16 protein-coding genes are annotated in these 19,149 nt (G+C 67.2%); 11 read left to right on the top strand and 5 right to left on the bottom strand.

Going from position 1 to position 19,149, the window contains the following annotated elements:
• Positions 1–7: 7 nt before the first annotated feature.
• On the bottom strand, positions 8–1,210 hold the full coding sequence (gene purT, locus ABIC94_RS00135) for a formate-dependent phosphoribosylglycinamide formyltransferase (protein WP_354370481.1): 1,203 nt from the start codon (positions 1,208–1,210) through the stop codon (positions 8–10).
• Positions 1,211–1,396: 186 nt separating this feature from the next.
• Between purT and ABIC94_RS00140 the strand changes: the two genes are divergently transcribed.
• From ABIC94_RS00140 to ABIC94_RS00150, 3 genes are read left to right on the top strand one after another with little or no spacing between them, the layout of a single operon-like run.
• Positions 1,397–2,245: a 3-hydroxybutyryl-CoA dehydrogenase gene (locus ABIC94_RS00140; RefSeq protein ID WP_354370483.1), complete on the top strand. Its 849-nt coding sequence runs from the start codon at positions 1,397–1,399 to the stop codon at positions 2,243–2,245.
• A gap of 34 nt (positions 2,246–2,279) precedes the next feature.
• A complete protein-coding gene (locus tag ABIC94_RS00145; RefSeq protein WP_354370484.1) occupies positions 2,280–3,104 on the top strand; it encodes a crotonase/enoyl-CoA hydratase family protein in 825 nt (274 codons plus the stop codon).
• Positions 3,105–3,134: 30 nt separating this feature from the next.
• A complete protein-coding gene (locus ABIC94_RS00150) occupies positions 3,135–4,460 on the top strand; it encodes a serine hydrolase domain-containing protein (protein ID WP_354370486.1) in 1,326 nt (441 codons plus the stop codon).
• 15 nt (positions 4,461–4,475) lie between these two features.
• Here the strand turns inward: ABIC94_RS00150 and ABIC94_RS00155 are convergent, their stop codons facing one another.
• On the bottom strand, positions 4,476–5,252 hold the full coding sequence (locus ABIC94_RS00155) for a type III pantothenate kinase (protein WP_354370488.1): 777 nt from the start codon (positions 5,250–5,252) through the stop codon (positions 4,476–4,478).
• Positions 5,253–5,378: 126 nt separating this feature from the next.
• Between ABIC94_RS00155 and lysM the strand changes: the two genes are divergently transcribed.
• On the top strand, positions 5,379–5,840 hold the full coding sequence (lysM, locus tag ABIC94_RS00160; RefSeq protein WP_354370489.1) for a peptidoglycan-binding protein LysM: 462 nt from the start codon (positions 5,379–5,381) through the stop codon (positions 5,838–5,840).
• A 176-nt stretch (positions 5,841–6,016) separates the two neighbouring features.
• Here lysM and ABIC94_RS00165 read toward each other — a convergent pair whose 3' ends face one another.
• Positions 6,017–6,430 (bottom strand): rhodanese-like domain-containing protein, encoded by a 414-nt coding sequence (locus tag ABIC94_RS00165; RefSeq protein ID WP_354370491.1) that lies wholly within the window; start codon positions 6,428–6,430, stop codon positions 6,017–6,019.
• Between the two features lie 217 nt (positions 6,431–6,647).
• On the opposite strand from ABIC94_RS00165, the gene ABIC94_RS00170 reads away from it, so the two are divergent.
• The 3 genes from ABIC94_RS00170 to ABIC94_RS00180 all read left to right on the top strand — a co-directional run bounded on the left by ABIC94_RS00170 (position 6,648) and on the right by ABIC94_RS00180 (position 10,487).
• On the top strand, positions 6,648–7,763 hold the full coding sequence (locus tag ABIC94_RS00170) for a TRAP transporter substrate-binding protein (RefSeq protein WP_354370492.1): 1,116 nt from the start codon (positions 6,648–6,650) through the stop codon (positions 7,761–7,763).
• Positions 7,764–7,869: 106 nt separating this feature from the next.
• Positions 7,870–8,490, top strand: coding sequence for a TRAP transporter small permease subunit (locus tag ABIC94_RS00175; protein ID WP_354370493.1), 621 nt, complete (start codon positions 7,870–7,872; stop codon positions 8,488–8,490).
• Entirely contained in the window at positions 8,487–10,487 is a 2,001-nt protein-coding gene (locus tag ABIC94_RS00180) for a TRAP transporter large permease (RefSeq protein ID WP_354370495.1), read from the top strand. Before ABIC94_RS00175 ends, ABIC94_RS00180 begins: the two co-directional genes overlap by 4 nt.
• Before the next feature lie 19 nt (positions 10,488–10,506).
• Here the strand turns inward: ABIC94_RS00180 and ABIC94_RS00185 are convergent, their stop codons facing one another.
• Complete coding sequence (locus ABIC94_RS00185) at positions 10,507–12,579, bottom strand: PEP/pyruvate-binding domain-containing protein (RefSeq protein WP_354370497.1); 2,073 nt, start codon at positions 12,577–12,579, stop codon at positions 10,507–10,509.
• 138 nt (positions 12,580–12,717) lie between these two features.
• Here ABIC94_RS00185 and ABIC94_RS00190 point away from each other — a divergent pair, with 138 nt between their 5' ends.
• Together ABIC94_RS00190 and gorA are read left to right on the top strand one after the other, a co-directional pair.
• On the top strand, positions 12,718–14,697 hold the full coding sequence (locus ABIC94_RS00190; protein ID WP_354370498.1) for a DUF6600 domain-containing protein: 1,980 nt from the start codon (positions 12,718–12,720) through the stop codon (positions 14,695–14,697).
• A 97-nt stretch (positions 14,698–14,794) separates the two neighbouring features.
• Complete coding sequence (gene gorA / locus ABIC94_RS00195) at positions 14,795–16,153, top strand: glutathione-disulfide reductase (RefSeq protein WP_354370499.1); 1,359 nt, start codon at positions 14,795–14,797, stop codon at positions 16,151–16,153.
• On the opposite strand, the gene ABIC94_RS00200 is transcribed toward gorA, so the two are convergent.
• Positions 16,150–17,067 carry a ketopantoate reductase family protein gene (locus ABIC94_RS00200; RefSeq protein ID WP_354370500.1) on the bottom strand — a complete coding sequence of 306 codons (918 nt, stop codon included), beginning with the start codon at positions 17,065–17,067 and terminating at the stop codon, positions 16,150–16,152. The genes gorA and ABIC94_RS00200 overlap by 4 nt on opposite strands.
• 111 nt (positions 17,068–17,178) lie before the next feature.
• Between ABIC94_RS00200 and ABIC94_RS00205 the strand changes: the two genes are divergently transcribed.
• Positions 17,179–18,210 carry a hypothetical protein gene (locus ABIC94_RS00205; protein WP_354370502.1) on the top strand — a complete coding sequence of 344 codons (1,032 nt, stop codon included), beginning with the start codon at positions 17,179–17,181 and terminating at the stop codon, positions 18,208–18,210.
• Between the two features lie 19 nt (positions 18,211–18,229).
• The gene (locus ABIC94_RS00210) at positions 18,230–19,129 is read left to right on the top strand and encodes a hypothetical protein (RefSeq protein WP_354370503.1); all 900 of its coding nucleotides are present in this window, start codon (positions 18,230–18,232) and stop codon (positions 19,127–19,129) included.
• Positions 19,130–19,149 lie beyond the last annotated feature (20 nt).

Raw genomic sequence — 19,149 nt, forward strand, 5'->3', positions numbered from 1 at the left:
CCGTTCCTCAGGCCTTGCGCGGCTTCACGCGCGAGGCGGCTTCCTTGGCCAGCTCGCGGGCTGTGTCGGTGTCGGCCGCATGCACCAGCGCCACGCCCATGCGGCGCTTGGCGAAGCTCTCGGGCTTGCCGAACAGGCGAATGTCGCTGCCGGGCACCTGCAGCGCCTCGGCCACGCCGTCGAACGCAATCCCGGTGGCGTCGACGCCGCCGTAGATCACGGCGCTGGCACCGGGGCTCTTGAGCGAGGTGTCGACCGGCAGGCCCAGGATGGCGCGCGCATGCAGCTCGAACTCGTTCTGCCATTGCGTGGCCATGGTGACCATGCCGGTGTCGTGCGGACGCGGGCTCACTTCGCTGAACCAGACCTCGTCGCCCTTCACGAACAGCTCCACGCCGAAGAGGCCCTGGCCACCGAGGTCCGACGTGACAGCCTGCGCGATCTGCTGCGCCTTCTGCAGCGCGGCCGGCGCCATGGGGTGCGGCTGCCAGCTCTCCACATAGTCGCCGCTGACCTGCACGTGGCCGATGGGCTCGCAGAACTGCGTCTGCACCGCGCCCGCCGCGTCCCTGGCGCGCACGGTGAGCAGCGTGATCTCGTAGTCGAAATCGATGAAGCCCTCGACGATCACCCGGCCATGGCTCACGCGGCCACCGGCCATGGCGTAGTCCCAGGCCTTCTGCACGTCGGCGGGGCCGTCGATCTTGCTCTGGCCCTTGCCCGAGCTGCTCATCACGGGCTTGACGATGCAGGGGTACCCAATGCCGGCGTCGATGGCCGCCTGCAGCTCGGCCAGCGAGTCGCAGAACTTGTAGGGGCTGGTCGGCACGCCCAGCGTCTCGGCGGCCAGGCGGCGGATGCCTTCGCGATCCATCGTGAGGCGGGCGGCGCGGGCCGTGGGTATCACGCGCACCACGCCGGCGTCTTCGAGCTGCTGGAGCATCGGCGTGGCGATGGCCTCGATTTCCGGCACCACGAGCTGCGGTTTCTCGGCCTCGATCAGCGCCTTGAGCTGCTCGGGGTCGCTCATGGTGATGGTGCGCGCATGGTGCGCCACCTGCTGGCCGGGCGCGTTCTCGTAGCGGTCGACCGCGATGGTTTCAACACCGAGGCGCTGCAGGGCGATCAGCACCTCCTTGCCGAGCTCGCCGGAGCCGAGCAGCATCACGCGGGTGGCGGAAGGGGAAAGAGGGGTGCCGAGGGTGGTCATGGTCGGAGTCGAAAAAGAGAAAGGGAAAAAAGCGATCGCCGCACTGTAAGCCACCCGGCGGCGGCCGTGTCACTCGCGGCAACAGCGGCTCGGCGGGGCTGCTTCACAATCGATCTCCTGCAGCGGTGGCGGCTTTCGCGCCACCCGCCCCTTATCCAGTTTTGCTTTTATTCAAGGAGTTTTCTCATGACGATTCAGACCGTCGGCATCATCGGCGCCGGAACGATGGGCAATGGCATCGCGCAAGCCTGCGCGGTGTCGGGCGTCAATGTGGTGATGATCGATGTCGCCCAGGCGGCGGTCGACAAGGGCCTGGCCACTGTCTCGGGCAGCCTCGACCGCCTGATCAAGAAAGAAAAGCTCACGGCCGAGCAGAAGACCGCGGCGCTCGCGCTGATCAAGGGCTCGACCAACTATGACGACCTGAAGAGCGCGCAACTGGTGATCGAGGCGGCCACCGAGAACCACGCGCTCAAGCTCAAGATCCTGAAGCAGGTCGACGAACTGCTGGCGCCCGAGGTGATCATTGCCTCGAACACCTCGTCGATCTCCATCACCCAGCTCGCGGCCGCCACCTCGCGCCCCGACCGCTTCATCGGCATGCATTTTTTCAACCCGGTGCCGATGATGGCGCTGGTGGAGCTGATCCGCGGCTACCTCACCAGCGACGCCACGCACGACGCCGTGAAGGCGCTGGCCGAGAAGCTGGGCAAGTCGCCCATCACGGTGAAGAACGCGCCGGGCTTCGTGGTCAACCGCGTCCTGGTGCCGATGATCAACGAGGCCTTCTTCGTGCTGTCCGAAGGCATTGCCACGGCGGAAGACATAGATGCCGGCATGAAGCTCGGGTGCAACCAGCCCATCGGCCCGCTGGCGCTGGCCGACATGATCGGCCTGGACGTGTGCCTGGCCGTGATGGAGGTCTATCTCGAGCAGTTCGGCGATTCCAAGTACCGCCCCTGCCCGCTGCTGAAGGAAATGGTCGCGGCCGGCCAGCTGGGCCGCAAGACGGGACGCGGCGTGTACACGTACTGAGCGCCCGGCAAGAACAATAAAGGAGACAAACGCCATGACCGCCACGCCCATCACCCCAACCACCCCGCCCGCAGAAGGCTGCATCGACACCCAGGTGATCGACCACGTGCTGCTGATCGGCATCAACCGCCCCGCCAAGCGCAACGGCTGGACGCCGCCGATGTTCAGGCAGTTGGCCGAGGCCTACACCCGGCTGGACGACGACCCGGACCTGCGCGTGGGCGTGCTGCATGCCTTCGGCGACCACTTCACGGCCGGGCTCGACCTGCCTGCGGTCACCGAATACATGAAGCGCGGCGAGAAGGCGGTTCCGCCGGGCCTGGTGGAGCCGCACGACTTCGGCCTGCCCGGCTACCGCCGCCGCACCAAGCCGATGATGGTGGCGGTAAAGGGCATCTGCTTCACGGTCGGCATCGAGCTGATGCTGGGCGCCGACATCGTGGTGGCGGCCGACAACTGCCGCTTCTCGCAGATGGAAGTGCAGCGCGGCATCATGGCCACGGGCGGCGCCACGCTCCGCATGGCCGAGCGGGCGGGCGTGGGCAATGCCATGCTGCACCTGCTCACGGCCGACGAGTTCGACAGCGCCGAGGCTTATCGCCTCAACTTCGTGCAGAAGGTGGTGCCCGCCGGCCAGGAGCTCGACGCGGCGCTGGCCATTGCGCAGCGCATCGCGGCGCAGGCGCCGCTGGCGGTGGTGGCCACCCGGCTCAATGTGATCAAGGCTGTCGAGCAGGGGCCGCTCGCCGCCGTGTCGGAATTCATCGAAACGCAGCAGCGCCTGTCGAACAGCGAAGACGCGGCCGAAGGCGTGCGCTCGTTCGTCGAGCGCCGTCCCGCGCGTTTCAGCGGTCGTTGATGATGAATGCCACCGGAGCCTTGTAAACCCATGTCCTTTTTCAAACGCACGGCGCTTGCCGCCACCTTCACACTGATCGCCGTGAACACCTCGAACGCCCAGACGTCCCCGCCCGCAGCGCCTCCCGACCCCGCGGCCACCTCGGTCGAGGCCCTGGGCTGGATGAAGGGCTTTCCGCCCCCGCCCGACAAGCTGATTACGTTCGACAACCCGGTGGGCGGCGTGTTTCCGCGCACGCGCTGGAGCTTTTCGCATGTGCGCGAAACGGTGCCCACTGCCAACGTGTGGCGCGGCAGCGGCGCGGCCAGCCCGTTGCCGGCGGCGCCGCGCAGCGACATCGAGTCCGTCGCGTTCAAGCCTCTGGGTAGCGAAGAAACGGTGACCTTCGCGCAGATGATCCCGCGCACCTACACCGACGGCATCCTGGTGCTGCACCGCGGCCGCGTGGTCTACGAAAAATACTTCGGCGCGCTCACGCCCGAGCGGCCCCACATCGCGATGTCGGTCACCAAGTCCTTCGTCGGCACGCTGGCGGCCATCCTCGCGGATGAAGGCAAGCTCGACCCGTCGGCACCGGTGACCAAGTACCTGCCCGAGCTCAAGGACACGGCGTACGGCGACGCCACGGTGCGCCAGGTGATGGACATGACCATCGGCGTGCGCTATTCCGAGAACTACGCCGACCCGAAGGCCGAGGTCTGGGACTATGCGCGCGCCGGCGGCATGCTGACCCAGGGCCCGAACTACACGGGCCCGAAGTCGTTCTACGAATTCCTCGCCACGCTGCAGAAGGAAGGCGCGCACGATGCCGCCTTTGCCTACAAGACGGTGAACGCCGAAGTGCTCGCCTGGATCCTGCGCCGCGTCAGCAACCAGCCGCTCGCCGACCTGCTGAGCGAGAAGATCTGGCGCCGCATCGGTGCCGAGCAGGACGCCTACTTCATGGTCGACCGCATCGGCACCGAATCGGGCGGCGGCGGGCTCAACACCGTGCTGCGCGACCTGGCGCGCTTCGGCGAGACCATGCGCAACGGCGGCCGCGCGACCAACGGGCAGCAGGCCATTCCGAAAGCCGTGGTCGAAGACATCCAGCGCGGCGGCGATGCGGCCAGGTTCGCGAAGGCCGGCTACGCGCTGCTGCCGGGCTGGTCATACCGCAACATGTGGTGGGTCACGAATAATCCGCACGGCGCCTACATGGCGCGCGGCATCCACGGGCAGAGCATCTACGTCGACCCGAAGGCCGAGATGGTGATCGTGCGCTACGCCGCGCACCCGGTGGCGGCCAATGCGGGGAACGACCCGCTCACGCTGCCTGCATTCCAGGCGGTAGCCGAAGCGCTGATGCGGCCCTGAGGTCTTTAAAAAAGCTCAGCCGCCGTCCCGCTCGCGGGCAATGACGAGCAGGCCGTCCATGATGAGGCTTTCGACCAGTTCGAAATCCCCGTTCATGACGGGCGCCATCTTCCAGCCCGCGCCGCCGGTCATGTAGCAGGCCGGCTCGGCGCCGCAGTGCGAGCGCACGTGCTGCACCATGCGCTCGACCGCACCCGCAATGGCATAGGTGCCGCCGCTGGTGAGCGCGTCGCTGGTGTTGGTGGGAAATTCGCGCACCTCGCCGGTGGGCACGTGCAGCCCGGCCGTGCCCGACTCCAGCGCGCGCAGCATGATGCCGTGGCCCGGCAGGATCAACCCGCCAAGGAACTTGCCGCCGGCGTCGATGGCCTCCACCGTGACGGCCGTGCCGATCATCACCACCACCATCGGCCGTGCGGGCCCCGTGGCCAGCATGCGGTGGCGCGCGCCGATCATCGCCACCCAGCGGTCGGCGCCCAGCCGCGTCGGATGGTCGTAGCCGTTGACGATGCCGGCCTCGGCCGCGCTCGCCACGACCCAGCGCGGCGCGCATTCGAAGCGCTCTTCGATCTGCTCCTCGGCCCGGCGGCGCACCGCGTCGCCGGCCACCACGCAGCCGAGCATGGCGCCGGGCGCGGGCAGGTCGGCCCACGGGCCTTCGGCGAGCCGTTCGATGTGGTCCAGAAACTCGGCACCGTGCGCCTGTAGCGCGGCCCCCGGATGCGCGGCATCGTAGAGAGCCCATTTGAGGCGGGTGTTGCCGATGTCGATCGCGAGGAAGGGGGATGCCATGGGCGGGATTATTGCGACTTTATGCCGCTTACCGTCGCTTGCACTTGCGGCGCGGGACTACGCGCTGCGGTCACGTGCCGCCGTTACAGTCGCGATTCCCAATCACCACGGCAGAAGGAGTACCCCATGGGTTTGCTGAGTTTCATCAAGGAAGCAGGAGAAAAGCTGTTCGGCGGTTCGTCGGCCCAGGCTGCCGAGCCGGACGCGAACACCAAGGCTGCGGCTGCCATCAAGACCTACATCGAGACGCAAAATCTCGGACTCACGGGCTTGGAAGTGACTTACGCGGCCGCAACGGGCGTCGTCACGCTGGCCGGCCAGGCACCTTCGCAGGAAGCGAGCGAAAAAGCCGGGCTTGCCGCGGGTAACGTCGCCAATGTGACGAGCGTCGACAACAACCTGGTTGCACCGGCGGCAGCGCCCGCGCAGTACCACGACGTGGTGAAGGGCGACACGCTCTCGGCCATCTCGAAGAAGTACTACGGCGACGCCAACAAGTACAACGCGATCTTCGAAGCGAACAAGCCGATGCTGAGCCATCCGGACAAGATCTATCCGGGTCAGAAGCTGCGCATTCCGGCTCTGTGAGCTGATCCTCTCGCCAACCGCAACGAAAGGCCTACTGGAAACGGTGGGCCTTTTGTTTTTTAGGGCGCTTTTGTTCAGGGCATGTGCAAAGGCCACCGGGTACTCCCCCTCCGCGAATGTCCCTCGTCGGCGGGGGCGCCGCCCTGAACTGAATCCTCGAACCCACCCCCCGAATCCTAGTTCTGCTTCCAGGGCAACCCGCGCTTGCGCCAGCCGCCAAGCACACCGCGGTGCCCGTTGTCGTCCGGATTGCCTTCGAAGCCCTCGAGGATGTTGTAGGCCTCCAGGCCCAGCTCGGTGGCGCGCCTGGCGGCAGCGATGGAGCGCACGCCGCTGCGGCACAGCAGCACCAGTTTCTTCTTGCCGTCCTCGCCCGCGGCTTGAATGCCGCCGTCGAAGGCCGGGTTGAGCGTCATGCCCGGCCACTGCTTCCAGGCCAGCGGCACGGCGCCGGGTACGTAGCCGACCCATTCGCGCTCGGCATCGCTGCGCACGTCGACCAATACGGCCTCGCCGCTCGCCATCCACTGTGCGGCCTGCTCGGGCGTCACGTCCCCCGCATAGCCTTTTTCCCTAATGAGTTCGGTCATGTCTTTTCGTCCTTTCGACGGACAGGGTTACTTCCCCAGGGAAAGAGCCTCTTTACGCTGCCCCTGAGCCCCGCCGGATGGTGGAATTTTTCACCAGTTCGTGAAAACCCTGTTTGTCGCATATTCCCGCGCGCCAAAGATGCGTGTTGGGCCTGCCGAACATAGCGCCAAGAAGGCGGGCAGGGTTTTTCGGTCAACTTGTATGGAGAGAGACAACATGACAGAGAGCAAATCACCCCGCCGCCGCAGCCTTCTCAAGGGTGCGGCAGTGGCCGCGGGCGCCATGTCGGCGCCCATGGTCAGCATGGCCCAGACCACTTCGCTGCGCTTCCAGAGCACCTGGCCGGCCAAGGACATCTTCCATGAATACGCACAAGACTTCGCAAAGAAGGTCAATGACATGGCGGGCAACCGCCTGAAGATCGAAGTGCTGCCGGCGGGCTCCGTGGTGCCCGCCTTCCAGCTGCTCGATGCGGTCGCCAAGGGCACGCTCGACGGCGGCCACGGCGTGGTGGCCTACTGGTACGGCAAGAACTCGGCGCTCGCGCTCTGGGGCTCGGGCCCCGGCTACGGCATGGACGCCAACATGGTGCTGGCCTGGCACAACTACGGCGGCGGCAAGGCGCTGATCGAGGAAATCTACAAGAGCCTGAACCTGGACGTGGTGTCTTACCTCTACGGCCCCATGCCCACGCAGCCGCTGGGCTGGTTCAAGAAGCCGGTGGCGCGCGTGGAAGACATGAAAGGCCTGAAGTTCCGCACCGTGGGCCTGGCGGTCGACGTGTTCACCGACATGGGCACGGCCGTGAACCCGCTGCCGGGCGGAGAGATCGTGCCGGCGCTGGACCGCGGCCTCATCGACGCGGCGGAGTTCAACAATGCCTCGAGCGACCGCGTGCTGGGCTTTCCCGACGTGGCCAAGAACTGCATGCTGCAGAGCTTTCACCAGTCGGGCGAGCAGTTCGAGATCCTGTTCAACAAGGGCAAGCTCGCGGCGCTGCCGGCGGAACTCAAGTCGATCATCGACTACGCGGTGCAGGCGTCCAGCGCCGACATGAGCTGGAAGGCCATCCAGCGCAATTCGCAGGACTACATCGAGCTCAAGAAAGCCGGCATCAAGTTCTACAAGACGCCTGACGCCATCCTGCGCGCGCAGCTTGCCTCGTGGGACAAGACCATTGCCAAGAAGGCCACCGAGAACCCGATGTTCAAGAAGGTGCTCGACTCGCAGAAAGCGTTTGCGGAACGTGCCGGCCAGTGGCACAACGACTACACGGTCGATTTCAAGATGGCCTACAACCACTATTTCGGTTCGCAGGCCAAGAAGTCCTGAGACCGATCCGGTGACGCGAGGGCACCCGGCGGGTGCCCTCTTTTCATGCTTTGTCCGTCCGTCTGTCCGTCCGTGCTGCGCCGGCCGCAGCGAGGAGTTCTTTTCGATGCAATCTTTCCTGTTGGCCGTCGATCGTTTCTCGACATGGATCGGCAAGACCTTCGCATGGTGCGCACTGCTGCTCACGCTGCTCATCAGCTGGGAGGTGTTTTCGCGCTATGTGCTGAACCACCCGCACGCATGGGTGCTCGACGCGCAGATCATGCTGTACGGCGCCATGTTCATGACCGCCGGCGCGTACACGCTCTCGAAGAACGGCCACGTGCGCGGCGACGTGCTCTACGGTTTCTTCCGTCCCCGCACGCAGGCGCTGGTCGACCTGGTGCTCTACATCGTCTTCTTCCTGCCGGGCATCGTCGCGCTGACCTGGGCGGGCTGGATCTATGCGGGCGAATCGCTCGCCATCCGCGAGCAGACCTTCTCGGCCGAGCCGCTGCCGCTGTATCCGTTCAAGTTCATCATTCCGCTCGCCGGCTTCACGCTATTGCTGCAAGGGCTGGTCGAGATCATCCGCTGCGTGCAGTGCATCCGCGACGGCGCGTGGCCTTCGCGCGAGCAGGACGTGGAAGAGGTCGACGTCGAGAAGCTCAAGGAGATGGTCAACGTCAAGGACGAAGACATTGCCGCGCTCGACCGCGTGGTGGTTGCCAAGGAGACCGCACGATGATCCGCCGCGAACTCTGGTTCGGCCTCTCGTTCATGGCGCTGATCGTGATCGGCGCGGCCGCGGTGCTCGTGAGCGCCGACACCATCACCAACGGCCACCTGGGCCTCCTGATGCTCTCGCTCGTGGTGGTGGCCATCATGCTGGGCTTTCCCACGGCTTTCACGCTGATGGGCATGGGCATGCTCTTCACCTGGCTGGCCTACGACCGCGACTGGCACCGCACGCTCGACCTGATGGTGCAGGCCGCCTACAAGACCATGGCCAACGACGTGCTCATTGCGGTGCCGCTGTTCGTCTTCATGGGCTACCTGGTGGAGCGCGCGAACCTCATCGAGTCGCTGTTCAAGAGCTTGCACCTGGCGCTGGCGCGGCTGCCGGGCGCACTGGCCGTGGCCACGCTGGTCACCTGCACCATCTTTGCCACCGCCACGGGCATCGTGGGTGCGGTGGTCACGCTGATGGGCCTGCTGGCACTGCCGGCGATGCTGCGCGCAGGCTACAGCGTGCCGCTGGCCGCGGGCGCGATCACGGCGGGGGGCTGCCTGGGCATCCTGATTCCGCCCTCGGTGCTGCTGATCGTCTATGGCGCGACCGCGGGCGTGTCGGTGGTGCAGCTGTATGCGGGCGCGTTCTTCCCGGGGTTGATGCTCGCGTCGCTCTATGTGGTGTACGTGATCATCGTCGCGCGGCTCAAGCCGCAATGGGCGCCGCCGCTGTCGCAGGCGGAGCGGGTGGTGCCTTTGCCGCCGATGTCGCAGCGGCTGGCCGACAGCCCCGCCGCGCACGCGGTGGTCGGGCTGCTCAAGGGCCGGCGCAATGCGGACGTGCCGTTTTCGCATGTGCTACGGCAGCTCGGCATTGTCGCGATGCCGGGATTGATCTTTCTGCTTTTCGCCTGCTTCAGCTACAAGGCCGTGACCACCGTCGAAGCGCAGGCGCGCTACGACATCGAAGAGATCGGCGCCACGCGCAGCGGCACGCCGGAAGGCGCGGGCGCAGGTGCGGGCGGATTGCAGGAGCCGCCATCCACCGGCGGACTGCAGGAACCGCCACGGGAAGGCGGGCTGCAGGAGCCTCCTTCCGCAGACGCGCCCGCACCGTCTTCGCCCCCCGCTCCTTCTTCTTCAGGCCCGCTCGCGGAACCGCCGGGCGCATCCCCCGCGCCGGCCCCGCCCGCCGCGGCGCAACCATCCGCGGCAAGCCCGGCCGCCGCCGCGCCCGCGGCAGAAGGCGCATCGGTGCGCCCCGCGCCCACCTGGTGGTGGGTCACCTTCGCCATCTTCGGCGCGATGGTCACGCTGTTCTATCTGTTCCTGAGCTTCGCGCGGCTCGAGATCTTCAAGATGCTGCTGGCCTCGTTCTTCCCGCTGGTGCTGCTGATTCTCTCGGTGCTCGGCTCGATCGTGATGGGCCTCGCAACGCCCACGGAGGCGGCCGCGATGGGCGCGCTCGGCGGCATGCTGCTGGCCGCGGCCTACCGCCGGCTCAACCTGACGGTGCTGAAGGAGTCGGTGTTTCTCACCGCCAAGACCTCGGCCATGGTGTGCTGGCTCTTCGTGGGCTCGGCCATCTTCTCGGCGGCGTTCGCGCTGCTCGGCGGACAGGCGCTGGTGGAAGAGTGGGTGCTGGGCATGAACCTCACGAAGGTGCAGTTCCTGGTGTTGAGCCAGGTCATCATCTTCCTCTTGGGCTGGCCGCTGGAGTGGACCGAGATCATCGTGATCTTCATGCCGATCTTCATTCCGCTGCTCGACAACTTCGGCGTCGATCCGCTGTTCTTCGGCCTGCTGGTTGCCATGAACCTGCAAACGGCATTTCTCTCGCCGCCGGTGGCCATGGCGGCGTTCTACCTGAAGGGCGTGAGCCCGCCGCACGTGACGCTGAACCAGATCTTCCTGGGCATGCTGCCTTTCATGGGCATCCAGGTGCTGGCCATCGTGCTGCTGTACATCTGGCCGCAGATCGGGCTCTGGCTGCCGCAGCTGCTCTACAAGTAGCAGCCGATAGCGACAAGACTCAGCGGCGCCGCTCCACGTAGGGGCGCGCCTGCAGCAGCACGATGCGGTCGCCCACGGTGGCCCATTCGATGTCCTGGTCGACGCCGCCGAACGCCCGCTTCACGGCCGCGCCGACGCCTGCGAGGCGCAGCACCAGCTCGTCCGTCAGCACGGTGCGGCCGGCCTCCACCGGCACCTCCTTCACGCCGCCGTCCTTGTCGAGCTGCAGGGCTGTTTCTTCGGCCGAGCGGCTCAGCACCTGGATGGCCTTCGACCAGCTGGAGTACATCACCTGCTCCGCCACGCGCTGCCCCTCCACCACGCGAATGCCGATGCCGCGCTTGGCCGAGATGTAGGTCACGTGCGGATGGCCGGCGTCGAACGGGTCGCGCGTGATCATCACGCCGGCGTTGGTCGAGTCGATGGCGGTCTGCACGAACACGCCCATCAGCACCGACTCGGCACCGAAGCCCGCGGCGCTGCGCGCCTCCCAGGCTTCGGGGTTGAAGACCGAGGCCCACACTCTTTTCACCGCGAGTTCGAGCGCATCGCCAGTCTTCACGTTGGGCACCGTGGTGTAGAGTCCCGCGCCGCTGAAGCCAGGCAGGTCTTCCGAATTGGACGAACTGCGCACGAACACGCCCCCGCCGCCCAGCTGCGACTGCCACGCGGCACGCCACCCCGCCGCGGTGGCCGCATCGACCGGCCACTGCACGATCTCGTCGCGCAATTGCGCCAGCGCCTTCTGGCGGGCTTGCGGATCGCTCGCGAAGCCGGGCTGCTGCTGCATGCGTGCGATGCGATCGGCAAGGCCGTTCGCGCGCATGAAGCGGTCGTAATGCGCAAAGGGAATGCAGAAGCCGTCGGGCACCGTGGTCTGCGGAATGCGCGCGGCCAGCACGGCGCCGAGATTCGCCGCCTTGGAGCCGCACTGCGCGCTGTTGCGCGCGCGCAGCGACGCGAGCGGCAGCAGGCGGGTTTCGCGCAGGTCGGGCCTGGCGGCTTTCGCACCGCCGGGCACCGCGCCGATGGCCGCGGTGCGCACGTTGCGCGGCGGCAGCGCCGCAATCTCCTCGGGCGTGAGGCGGCGCAGCTGGTAACCCGAGGCCGCGACCTTGAGCGCCACCCATTGGCCCGCATGCTCGCGCAGCACGGACGCGGCGTCGCGCACATAGGCGTTGGGAATGCCCCAGCCCTTGGCCAGCAGGTTGACGTGCGAAAGCGCGGTCGAAGGCCGCTCGGTCAGCACGCCGGCCACGGGCGGCAGGCTGATCGGCACCTGGCGCAGCACGGCGATGTCGTCGGGCAACAGCGCATTCAACACATTCGCCCCGGAGGCTTCGTCCACGATGCGCACCCGGCCGGTGGCCGTGCCGAGGTTCATCGGCATGTAGGGCTGCTCGCGGATCAGCGCTTCCTGGCTCACGAAGTCGACGCCCGCTTCCTTCGCCACCCGCTCGTGCAGGGTGGAGTTGGTCTTGAACTTCACGGGTGCGAAGAAGCTGGCCTTCACCTGCGCATCGGCCTGCCGCAGCAGCGCCGGGGTGAGCTGGTCGCCCTCCCAGAATTCGTAGGTGAAGGTGCCGATGTTCTGCTGCCAGCTCAGCGTGCCGAACAGGAAGCGGCGGTCCGCCGCGAGGTAGTTGCGGTCGATTTCGCGCTTGCCGGCACGCGGCGAAAGCCCCGTATCGCGCACGAAGCGCACGTGCAGCTGAAAGCGCGGCGTGTCGATGTAGTAGGTGCGCACCGGCCTGGCCTGGCGGTCGACGGCGAAGAGCACGTGGGCCAGCTGCATCGGCGTGCCGGCGTCGTACACGCGCGCCAGGGCGTCGAAGTCGCCCCGGCTGCGCAGCACGGGAAGCGACGCGGGCGCCGCCGGCCGCGCGGCGGGCTGCGCGTGCGCGGTACCGCCCTCGGGCGCGGCCTGGTTGTTTTGCTGCTGGTAGTAGGAGGGCTTGCGCGCAAGCTGGGCCTCGGCCGGGGTCGCAATGAAGCCCGTCGCGCCGAACGCGAGCGCTGCGACCCAGCACGATTTGCTATTGTTTCGGTAGCGCACTTCGTTCAATGCACCGGGGTTGTTGTCGTTTTTCATGCAGAGTCCCTCATTACAAGCGGTTGCCGAATGTGCGTGCACTTCACCAAGCAGAGGGCATGCGCTGACAGCGGCAGCGGATTCTCGCGCGTTACATATCCATCGCTTTCGTCCGGCCCCGCGAACCAGAGACAAATCATGAACCGCCCCGCCTTTTCCATTCTTCACCGGCCGCTGCACCAATGGCTGCTCGGCCTCGCGCTGCTGTGCCTCGGCGCGGCGGCCAGCGCACAGCAAGACCCGCCGGGCCGCGTGGCGCGCCTCAACCTGCAGCAAGGCACGGTGAGCTTCGCGCCGGCCGGCGAAGACAGCTGGTACGACGCGCAGCCCAACCGCCCCATCACCACCGGCGACCGGCTCTGGACCGACCGCAACGCGCGCGCCGAAGTCCACATCGGCTCGGCCGCATTGCGGATGGACGGGCAGACGCACGTCGAATTCTCCGAGCTCGACGACGACACCGTGCGCATCACGGCGAACCAGGGCAACCTGCAATTGCGTGTGCGCGACGACCTTGCAGGCCAGCGCGTCGAGGTCGACACCGGCAACCTCGCCGTGGTGATCGACGCACCCGGCGAATACCGCATTGCGGCCGACCCGGCCGCCGGCACCACCTGGATCGCCGTGGCTTCGGGCCGCGCCACGCTCCACGGCGAGAACGGCGAATCGCAATCGCTCGGCGCCCGCCAGCAACTCACCGTGTCCGGCCGCGACCTTGCCGCGGTGAACGGTGCCCCGGCGCAGAACGGCAGCTTCGACGCATGGGTGGCCGAGCGCAACCGCATCGAGGACCAATCGGTTTCCGCGCGCTACGTGTCGCGCGAAGTGGTCGGCTACCAGCAACTCGACAACTACGGCGACTGGCAAAACGACCCCTCTTACGGCGCCGTCTGGTTTCCGCGCAACGTGGACGCCGAGTGGGCGCCGTACCGGGACGGCCAGTGGGTGAACATCGCGCCCTGGGGCCTGACCTGGGTCGATGCCGCGCCTTGGGGCTTCGCGCCTTTCCACTATGGCCGCTGGGCCCGCGTGGGCCCGCGCTGGGCCTGGGTGCCGGGGCAGCCCACCGCGCGCCCCGTCTATTCGCCCGCGCTGGTCGGCTTCGTAGGCGGCAGCGGCGGCGTGAATGCCACCTTGCAGATCGGCAACGGCCGCAGCGGCGTGGGCTGGTTCCCCCTGGCGCCCGGCGAACAATGGCGGCCCGGCTACAGCGCGAGCCCGCGCTACCTCGATCGGGTCAACCGCATGGCGGCTTACCGGAACCGGCAGGCCGAGCTGCGCAACGACTTCTATGCCAACCAGCGGATGCCGGGCGCCGTGACCGTGGTGCCGGCCGATCGCTTCGGCCGCGGCTCCTTCGGCCGGCGCGACCTCGTGCGTTTGCCGGACGACCGTTTTGCACACGTGCCGGTTGCGCCTGCGCCGGGCATTCCGATGCACGGCTTCGGCGGCGGCTTCGGCCGGCCGGCCGCGATGCAGCCGCCGCCGCAGCTGCGGGCACGCCAGCAGCAGGAGTTTCAATTCGAGCAGGCGCGGCAAGTCCAGCAGATGCAGCAAGCCCAGCAAGTCCAGGCGATGCAGCAGCGCGCGGCGCAAGGGCAGGCGGCCCAGCAACAACAGCAGCAGCAAATGGAATGGCAGCGGCAGCAGGGCTTGCGCCAGCAGCAGGAGTGGCAGCAGCGCGCCACCCAGAACCAGTGGCAACAGCAACAGCAGCAACAACAGGTTCAGCTCCAGCAGCAGCAACAAGCCCTGCGGCAACAGCAGGAAATGCAGCAGCGCGCCGCCCAGGCGCAAGCCCAGCAGCAGCAAGTGCAGCAACAGCAACAACGCGCGGCACAGCAGGCACTCGCCCAGCAACAGATGATTCGCCAGCAGCAGGAGACGCAACAGCGCGCCGCGCAAATGCAGCAACAGGCCCTGGCCCAGCAGCAGGCGCAACAGAACGCGATGCGCCAGGCCCAGGAGGCACAGGTGCGGGCGATGCAGCAGCAACGCGGCTTCGCTCCGCCACCCCAGCAAGCCCAACCTCAGCCTCAGCCCCAACCTCCGCCCGGGCAGCGCGGCGGAAGCGACGAACGGCGCCGGTTGATGGGCTCCCCGGACTCGCAGCGTTGAACGCCAAGCGCGCGGCTGCGCATCGCAGCGCGCAAGACCCGCGGGAAGCCATGCGCCTTGCCGGCGGCTAAAGTCGCCGGCAAGGAGCATCTTTCTCATGCGCACATTCGACTTCGACCTTTTCGTCATCGGCGGCGGCAGCGGCGGCGTTCGCGCCGCGCGCATGGCGGCGCAGCAAGGCGCGCGCGTAGGCCTGGCCGAAGCGGCAGAGCTCGGAGGCACCTGCGTGAACGTGGGCTGCATTCCGAAGAAGCTCTACAGCTACGCGGCCGGCTATGCCGAATCCTTCGAGGAAGCCGCGGGCTACGGCTGGAAGCTGCCGGAGGCACCGCAGTTCGACTGGGCCTACCTCAAGACGCAGCGCGCGAAGGAAATCGCACGGCTCAACGGCGTGTACGCCTCGCTGTTGAAAAATTCAGGCGTGCAGCTGATCGCGGGCTGGGCGCAGTTGGTGGATGCCCACACCGTGGAAGTCGACGGCAAGCGCCACACCGCGCGCCATCTGCTCGTTGCCACCGGGGGCACGCCTTTCGTGCCGGAGATTCCGGGACGCGAGCACATCGCAACCTCGGACGCGATGTTCGACCTCGAGCCCTTTCCGAAACGCCTGCTGGTGGTGGGCGGCGGCTACATCGCCTGCGAGTTCGCGTCGATCTTCAACGGCCTGGGTTCCAAGGTAACGCAGCTGCATCGCCGCGCGCACCTGCTCACCGGTTTCGACGACGACGTGCGGCAGTTCGTCGCGAACGAAATGGGCAAGGCGGGCGTCGAAGTGCGGCTCAACATCGAAGCCACTTCCGTCGCGCGCGGGCCGCACGGACTCGTCGTCACGCTGGCACGCGGCCAGCAGATCGAGGCCGACACGGTGCTCTTTGCCACCGGCCGCGTGCCCAACACGCAGGGGCTGGGCCTCGAGGCCGCGGGTGTGGCGCTCGACGAACGCGGCGCGATTGCCGTCGATGCGAACTACCGCAGTTCGGTGCCTTCGATCTACGCGGTGGGCGACGTCTCCACCCGCGTGCAGCTCACGCCAGTGGCGCTGGCCGAGGCCATGGTGGTGGTCGATGCGCTGTTCGGCAAGGGCCAGCGCTCGCTCGACTATGAATACATTCCGACGGCGGTTTTCACGCACCCGAACATCGGCACCTGCGGCTACACCGAGATCGATGCGCGCGCCAGGTTCGGCGAGGTCGCGGTGTTTTCGAGCGAGTTCAAGTCGCTGCGCCATACGCTCTCCGGCCGCACTGAGCGCACCTTCATGAAGCTGGTGGTGCAGAAGGCGACCGACCGCGTGGTCGGCCTGCACATGGTGGGCGCCGATGCGGGCGAGATCGTGCAGGGCTTTGCGGTGGCCATGCGCGCGGGCGCCACCAAGGCGCTGTTCGACAGCACCGTGGGCATCCACCCGACGGCGGCGGAAGAGTTCGTGACGATGCGCGAACCGATGCCAGGCTAGACGCCGGCGTTCTTCTTCTGCTGCTGCTTGCCTTCGAGCAGCTTCACCAGAACGAACAGCACGCAGTTGGCGGGCGTGGCCACGCCGAGCGCCTCGCCGCGCCGCACGACGAGGCCGTTCAGGTGATCGATTTCGCTCGGCTTGCCGCGTGCAAGGTCCTGCGCGGTCGATGAGTACTGCGAAGGCATCGACTGCGCGATGCCGCGCACGGCGGCGTCGGTGTCGCCGGGTATGACGACGCCTTCGGCCTTCGCGACGGCGAGGCATTCGGCGACCACGTCGCGAATGACATCGGCCACGCCCTGGCCCTTCACCAGCTCGCCGTAGGGCAGCTGCGTGATGGCCGACAGCGCGTTGTAGGCGCAGTTCAGAACCAGCTTGGCCCAGAGCGAGCCGCGCACGTTGTCGGAAATTTGCGTGGGCACGCCGGCGGCGGCGAGATGCTGCGCCACCTGCTCGCTGGTGCGCGAAGGCGCAATCACCAGTTCGCCGCGGCCGTGGTGCTTCACATGGCCCGGTCCGGCCATCTCGGTGGCCACGTAGACCACGGCGGCGGCCACGTCGTTGGACGGCAGCACCGAGCGCACGCGCTCGTCGTTGTCGACGCCGTTCTGCAGCGTGAGCACCAGCGCGTCGGGCGAAAGGTGCGGCTTGATCTGCGCCGCAGCCGATTCGGTGTCGGTGGACTTCACGCAGAACAGCACCAGGCCGGCGCCCTGCACCGCGCTCGCCTCGGCGCTTGCATCGAGCCTCACATGCGCATCGAAAGCCTTCGTCTCCAGCCGCAACCCGTTCGCGCGGACGGCCTCCACATGCGACGGCCGGCCGATCAGCACCACCTCGTGGCCTGCGCGCGCCAGCATGGCGCCGTAGTAGCAACCGACTGCGCCGGCGCCCATGACTGCGACCTTCATTGCTTCACCTTTCGAGCTTGTCCACGGAGATCGCCCGAGGTTAATCGGTACGAAGCCGGGCACAATGCGCGGCCTGCAATTCCCCTATCCCTTCCGTTCAAGGTTCCTGTCATGAGCGTTTCCGCCCTTCGTCTGCGCGAAAACCTTTCGGTCGCATTCCAGCGCGGCAAGGCGAGCGGGCCGCGCACCGAGCAACTCGGCGCGCCGGCCATCGACGGCGACAACCCGCCGGCTGTCTACGACTACCTGGGCGACATGCAGCTGCGCTTCATGTTCACCGCGTCCGACGGCACCAATGCCGTCGCCAAGCAGGCCGACCTGGAACGCCTGAACCTGACGCCCCAGCTCGCGATGACGCAGGTCACCGTGAACACGCGCCGCGCGCGCGGCGCGCCCAAGCAGGGGCTGTTCGGCCTGGGCGTTTATCAGTTCACCGGCCGCGGCGATGCGGACACCGATGCCAGCTACCTGCTGGACCGCGGTTTCTGGCGCACCCAACTGCAGACTTTTCCCAAGGGCGTGGTCGCGGCCATCCCCCGGCGCGGCAGCCTGTTCTTCGCGGATGCCGGCGACAGCGCCGCGACGGAAGAACTCGCGCGCATGGCCTCCCGCCTGCACGACGCGGCGGGCGAGCACCGGGTGTCGAGCTTTCTGTACATCTTCAACACGGGCGGCTGGGAAGTGTTGGGCGCCCTGCCCGCAGCGGCGCCCGCGGCCACGTCCACGGCAGGAAGCCCGCACAGGCCATCCGACAGATCGTCCAGCCGCCAGGCCTCCCACGAAGCCGACGACACCCTCTACGACGAGCAGGAAGAGTCTCTCGCGCTCGTTGCCGGCGGCCAGAAGATGCTCATCTACTGCCTGATCGCGAACTTCATGCTCTCGGCCGCGGCGCGGGAGGGATCGATTCCGCCGCTGATCGCCTCGGCGCTGTACATCGCGGTGGCGGTGGTGAGCCTGTTCGGCATCGTGCGCATCTGCTCGGGGCTGGGCCAGGGCACCTCGGGGAAGATCCTTTTCATGGTGCTGGCCTTCGTGCCGCTGGTGAACCTGATCGCCCTGCTCTACCTGAGCGCCAGGACCAACCGGTTGCTGCGTGACGCCGGCTGGCGTGTGGGCCTGCTCGGCGCCAAGGCCTCGTGAAGAAAACCGGAGACCCTCGATGAACGGCAACAGCATGTTCGCAATTCCTCCCGGCCAGCAGGCCGGCCTGTGGCTGAGCTACGCCGTCGTGATGCTGCTGTTGCCCGTGTGCGCGGTGATTGCCGGCGTTGTCGTGGGCGTCTCCAACCGCAATCAGGCGCCCGAGGACGGTAGCCTGGTGCGGCAATTCCTGTTGTTCCTTGCCATCTTCGCGGCCGCGACCTGGGGCATCAGCCGGTTGCCGTCGATCCAGTCGCGCATCAACCCCGAGGTCAAGCTCCAGGAACAGCTGCACGCAAACGTCGCCTATGAAGCGATCGAAAAATACTCACCGAGCGATACGGTCAAGGTGCAGGCGGCGCTGGCAAAGGAAGTTGCAAGCGGAGCGCGCGTCGCGGACGCCTTCGTGCGCATTCGCCCCTTGTTCGCGGCGCTGGCTCGCGAGCGGCTGGGTTTTGCCGACCAGGCCACAGCCGTGATGTGGGCCCATGTCATGGGCGACGTGCTGCAGCAGATGAAGGCGGCCGATCCGCAGAAGTGCGTTCGCACGCTGCACCCGCTTGCGGGCACGCCGCAGCCGCTTTCGGAACCGGTGCTGAGCGAGGAGAGCAACGCCGCCTTCATGAAGGCGGTGGCGGATATCTATGCCTCCGCCTCGACAGGCATGCGCAACGACGGTACCCGCAAAGACCCGCGCATCGAACTGCAGGCGCTCCAGACCGAATACCGGCTGGTGATGGAGCAGATGAAGGGAGAGTTCGGCGACGACGCCGCCCGCACCAAGGACATCCAGTGGCGCGAGGCGCATCCGGCCATGTATTGCGACATGGTGCTGCGCAAGATGCAGCTGATATTGCAGCGTGAGCCGGCCATGGCAGGCTCGCTGCTGCGCGAATACCTGCGCGGCGACATCCACTGATGGGGTCGCGGCGGCATTGC

This window comes from Variovorax paradoxus, assembly GCF_040544635.1.
Taxonomy (GTDB): Bacteria; Pseudomonadota; Gammaproteobacteria; order Burkholderiales; family Burkholderiaceae_C; genus Variovorax; species Variovorax paradoxus_R.

What these genes read in the sequence shown, in the direction of transcription:
- purT (WP_354370481.1), bottom strand. Translation starts at nt 1,210, where the DNA reads ATGACCACCCTCGGCACCCCTCTTTCCCCTTCCGCCACCCGCGTGATG.
- ABIC94_RS00140 (WP_354370483.1), top strand. Translation starts at nt 1,397, where the DNA reads ATGACGATTCAGACCGTCGGCATCATCGGCGCCGGAACGATGGGCAAT.
- ABIC94_RS00145 (WP_354370484.1), top strand. Translation starts at nt 2,280, where the DNA reads ATGACCGCCACGCCCATCACCCCAACCACCCCGCCCGCAGAAGGCTGC.
- ABIC94_RS00150 (WP_354370486.1), top strand. Translation starts at nt 3,135, where the DNA reads ATGTCCTTTTTCAAACGCACGGCGCTTGCCGCCACCTTCACACTGATC.
- ABIC94_RS00155 (WP_354370488.1), bottom strand. Translation starts at nt 5,252, where the DNA reads ATGGCATCCCCCTTCCTCGCGATCGACATCGGCAACACCCGCCTCAAA.
- lysM (WP_354370489.1), top strand. Translation starts at nt 5,379, where the DNA reads ATGGGTTTGCTGAGTTTCATCAAGGAAGCAGGAGAAAAGCTGTTCGGC.
- ABIC94_RS00165 (WP_354370491.1), bottom strand. Translation starts at nt 6,430, where the DNA reads ATGACCGAACTCATTAGGGAAAAAGGCTATGCGGGGGACGTGACGCCC.
- ABIC94_RS00170 (WP_354370492.1), top strand. Translation starts at nt 6,648, where the DNA reads ATGACAGAGAGCAAATCACCCCGCCGCCGCAGCCTTCTCAAGGGTGCG.
- ABIC94_RS00175 (WP_354370493.1), top strand. Translation starts at nt 7,870, where the DNA reads ATGCAATCTTTCCTGTTGGCCGTCGATCGTTTCTCGACATGGATCGGC.
- ABIC94_RS00180 (WP_354370495.1), top strand. Translation starts at nt 8,487, where the DNA reads ATGATCCGCCGCGAACTCTGGTTCGGCCTCTCGTTCATGGCGCTGATC.
- ABIC94_RS00185 (WP_354370497.1), bottom strand. Translation starts at nt 12,579, where the DNA reads ATGAAAAACGACAACAACCCCGGTGCATTGAACGAAGTGCGCTACCGA.
- ABIC94_RS00190 (WP_354370498.1), top strand. Translation starts at nt 12,718, where the DNA reads ATGAACCGCCCCGCCTTTTCCATTCTTCACCGGCCGCTGCACCAATGG.
- gorA (WP_354370499.1), top strand. Translation starts at nt 14,795, where the DNA reads ATGCGCACATTCGACTTCGACCTTTTCGTCATCGGCGGCGGCAGCGGC.
- ABIC94_RS00200 (WP_354370500.1), bottom strand. Translation starts at nt 17,067, where the DNA reads ATGAAGGTCGCAGTCATGGGCGCCGGCGCAGTCGGTTGCTACTACGGC.
- ABIC94_RS00205 (WP_354370502.1), top strand. Translation starts at nt 17,179, where the DNA reads ATGAGCGTTTCCGCCCTTCGTCTGCGCGAAAACCTTTCGGTCGCATTC.
- ABIC94_RS00210 (WP_354370503.1), top strand. Translation starts at nt 18,230, where the DNA reads ATGAACGGCAACAGCATGTTCGCAATTCCTCCCGGCCAGCAGGCCGGC.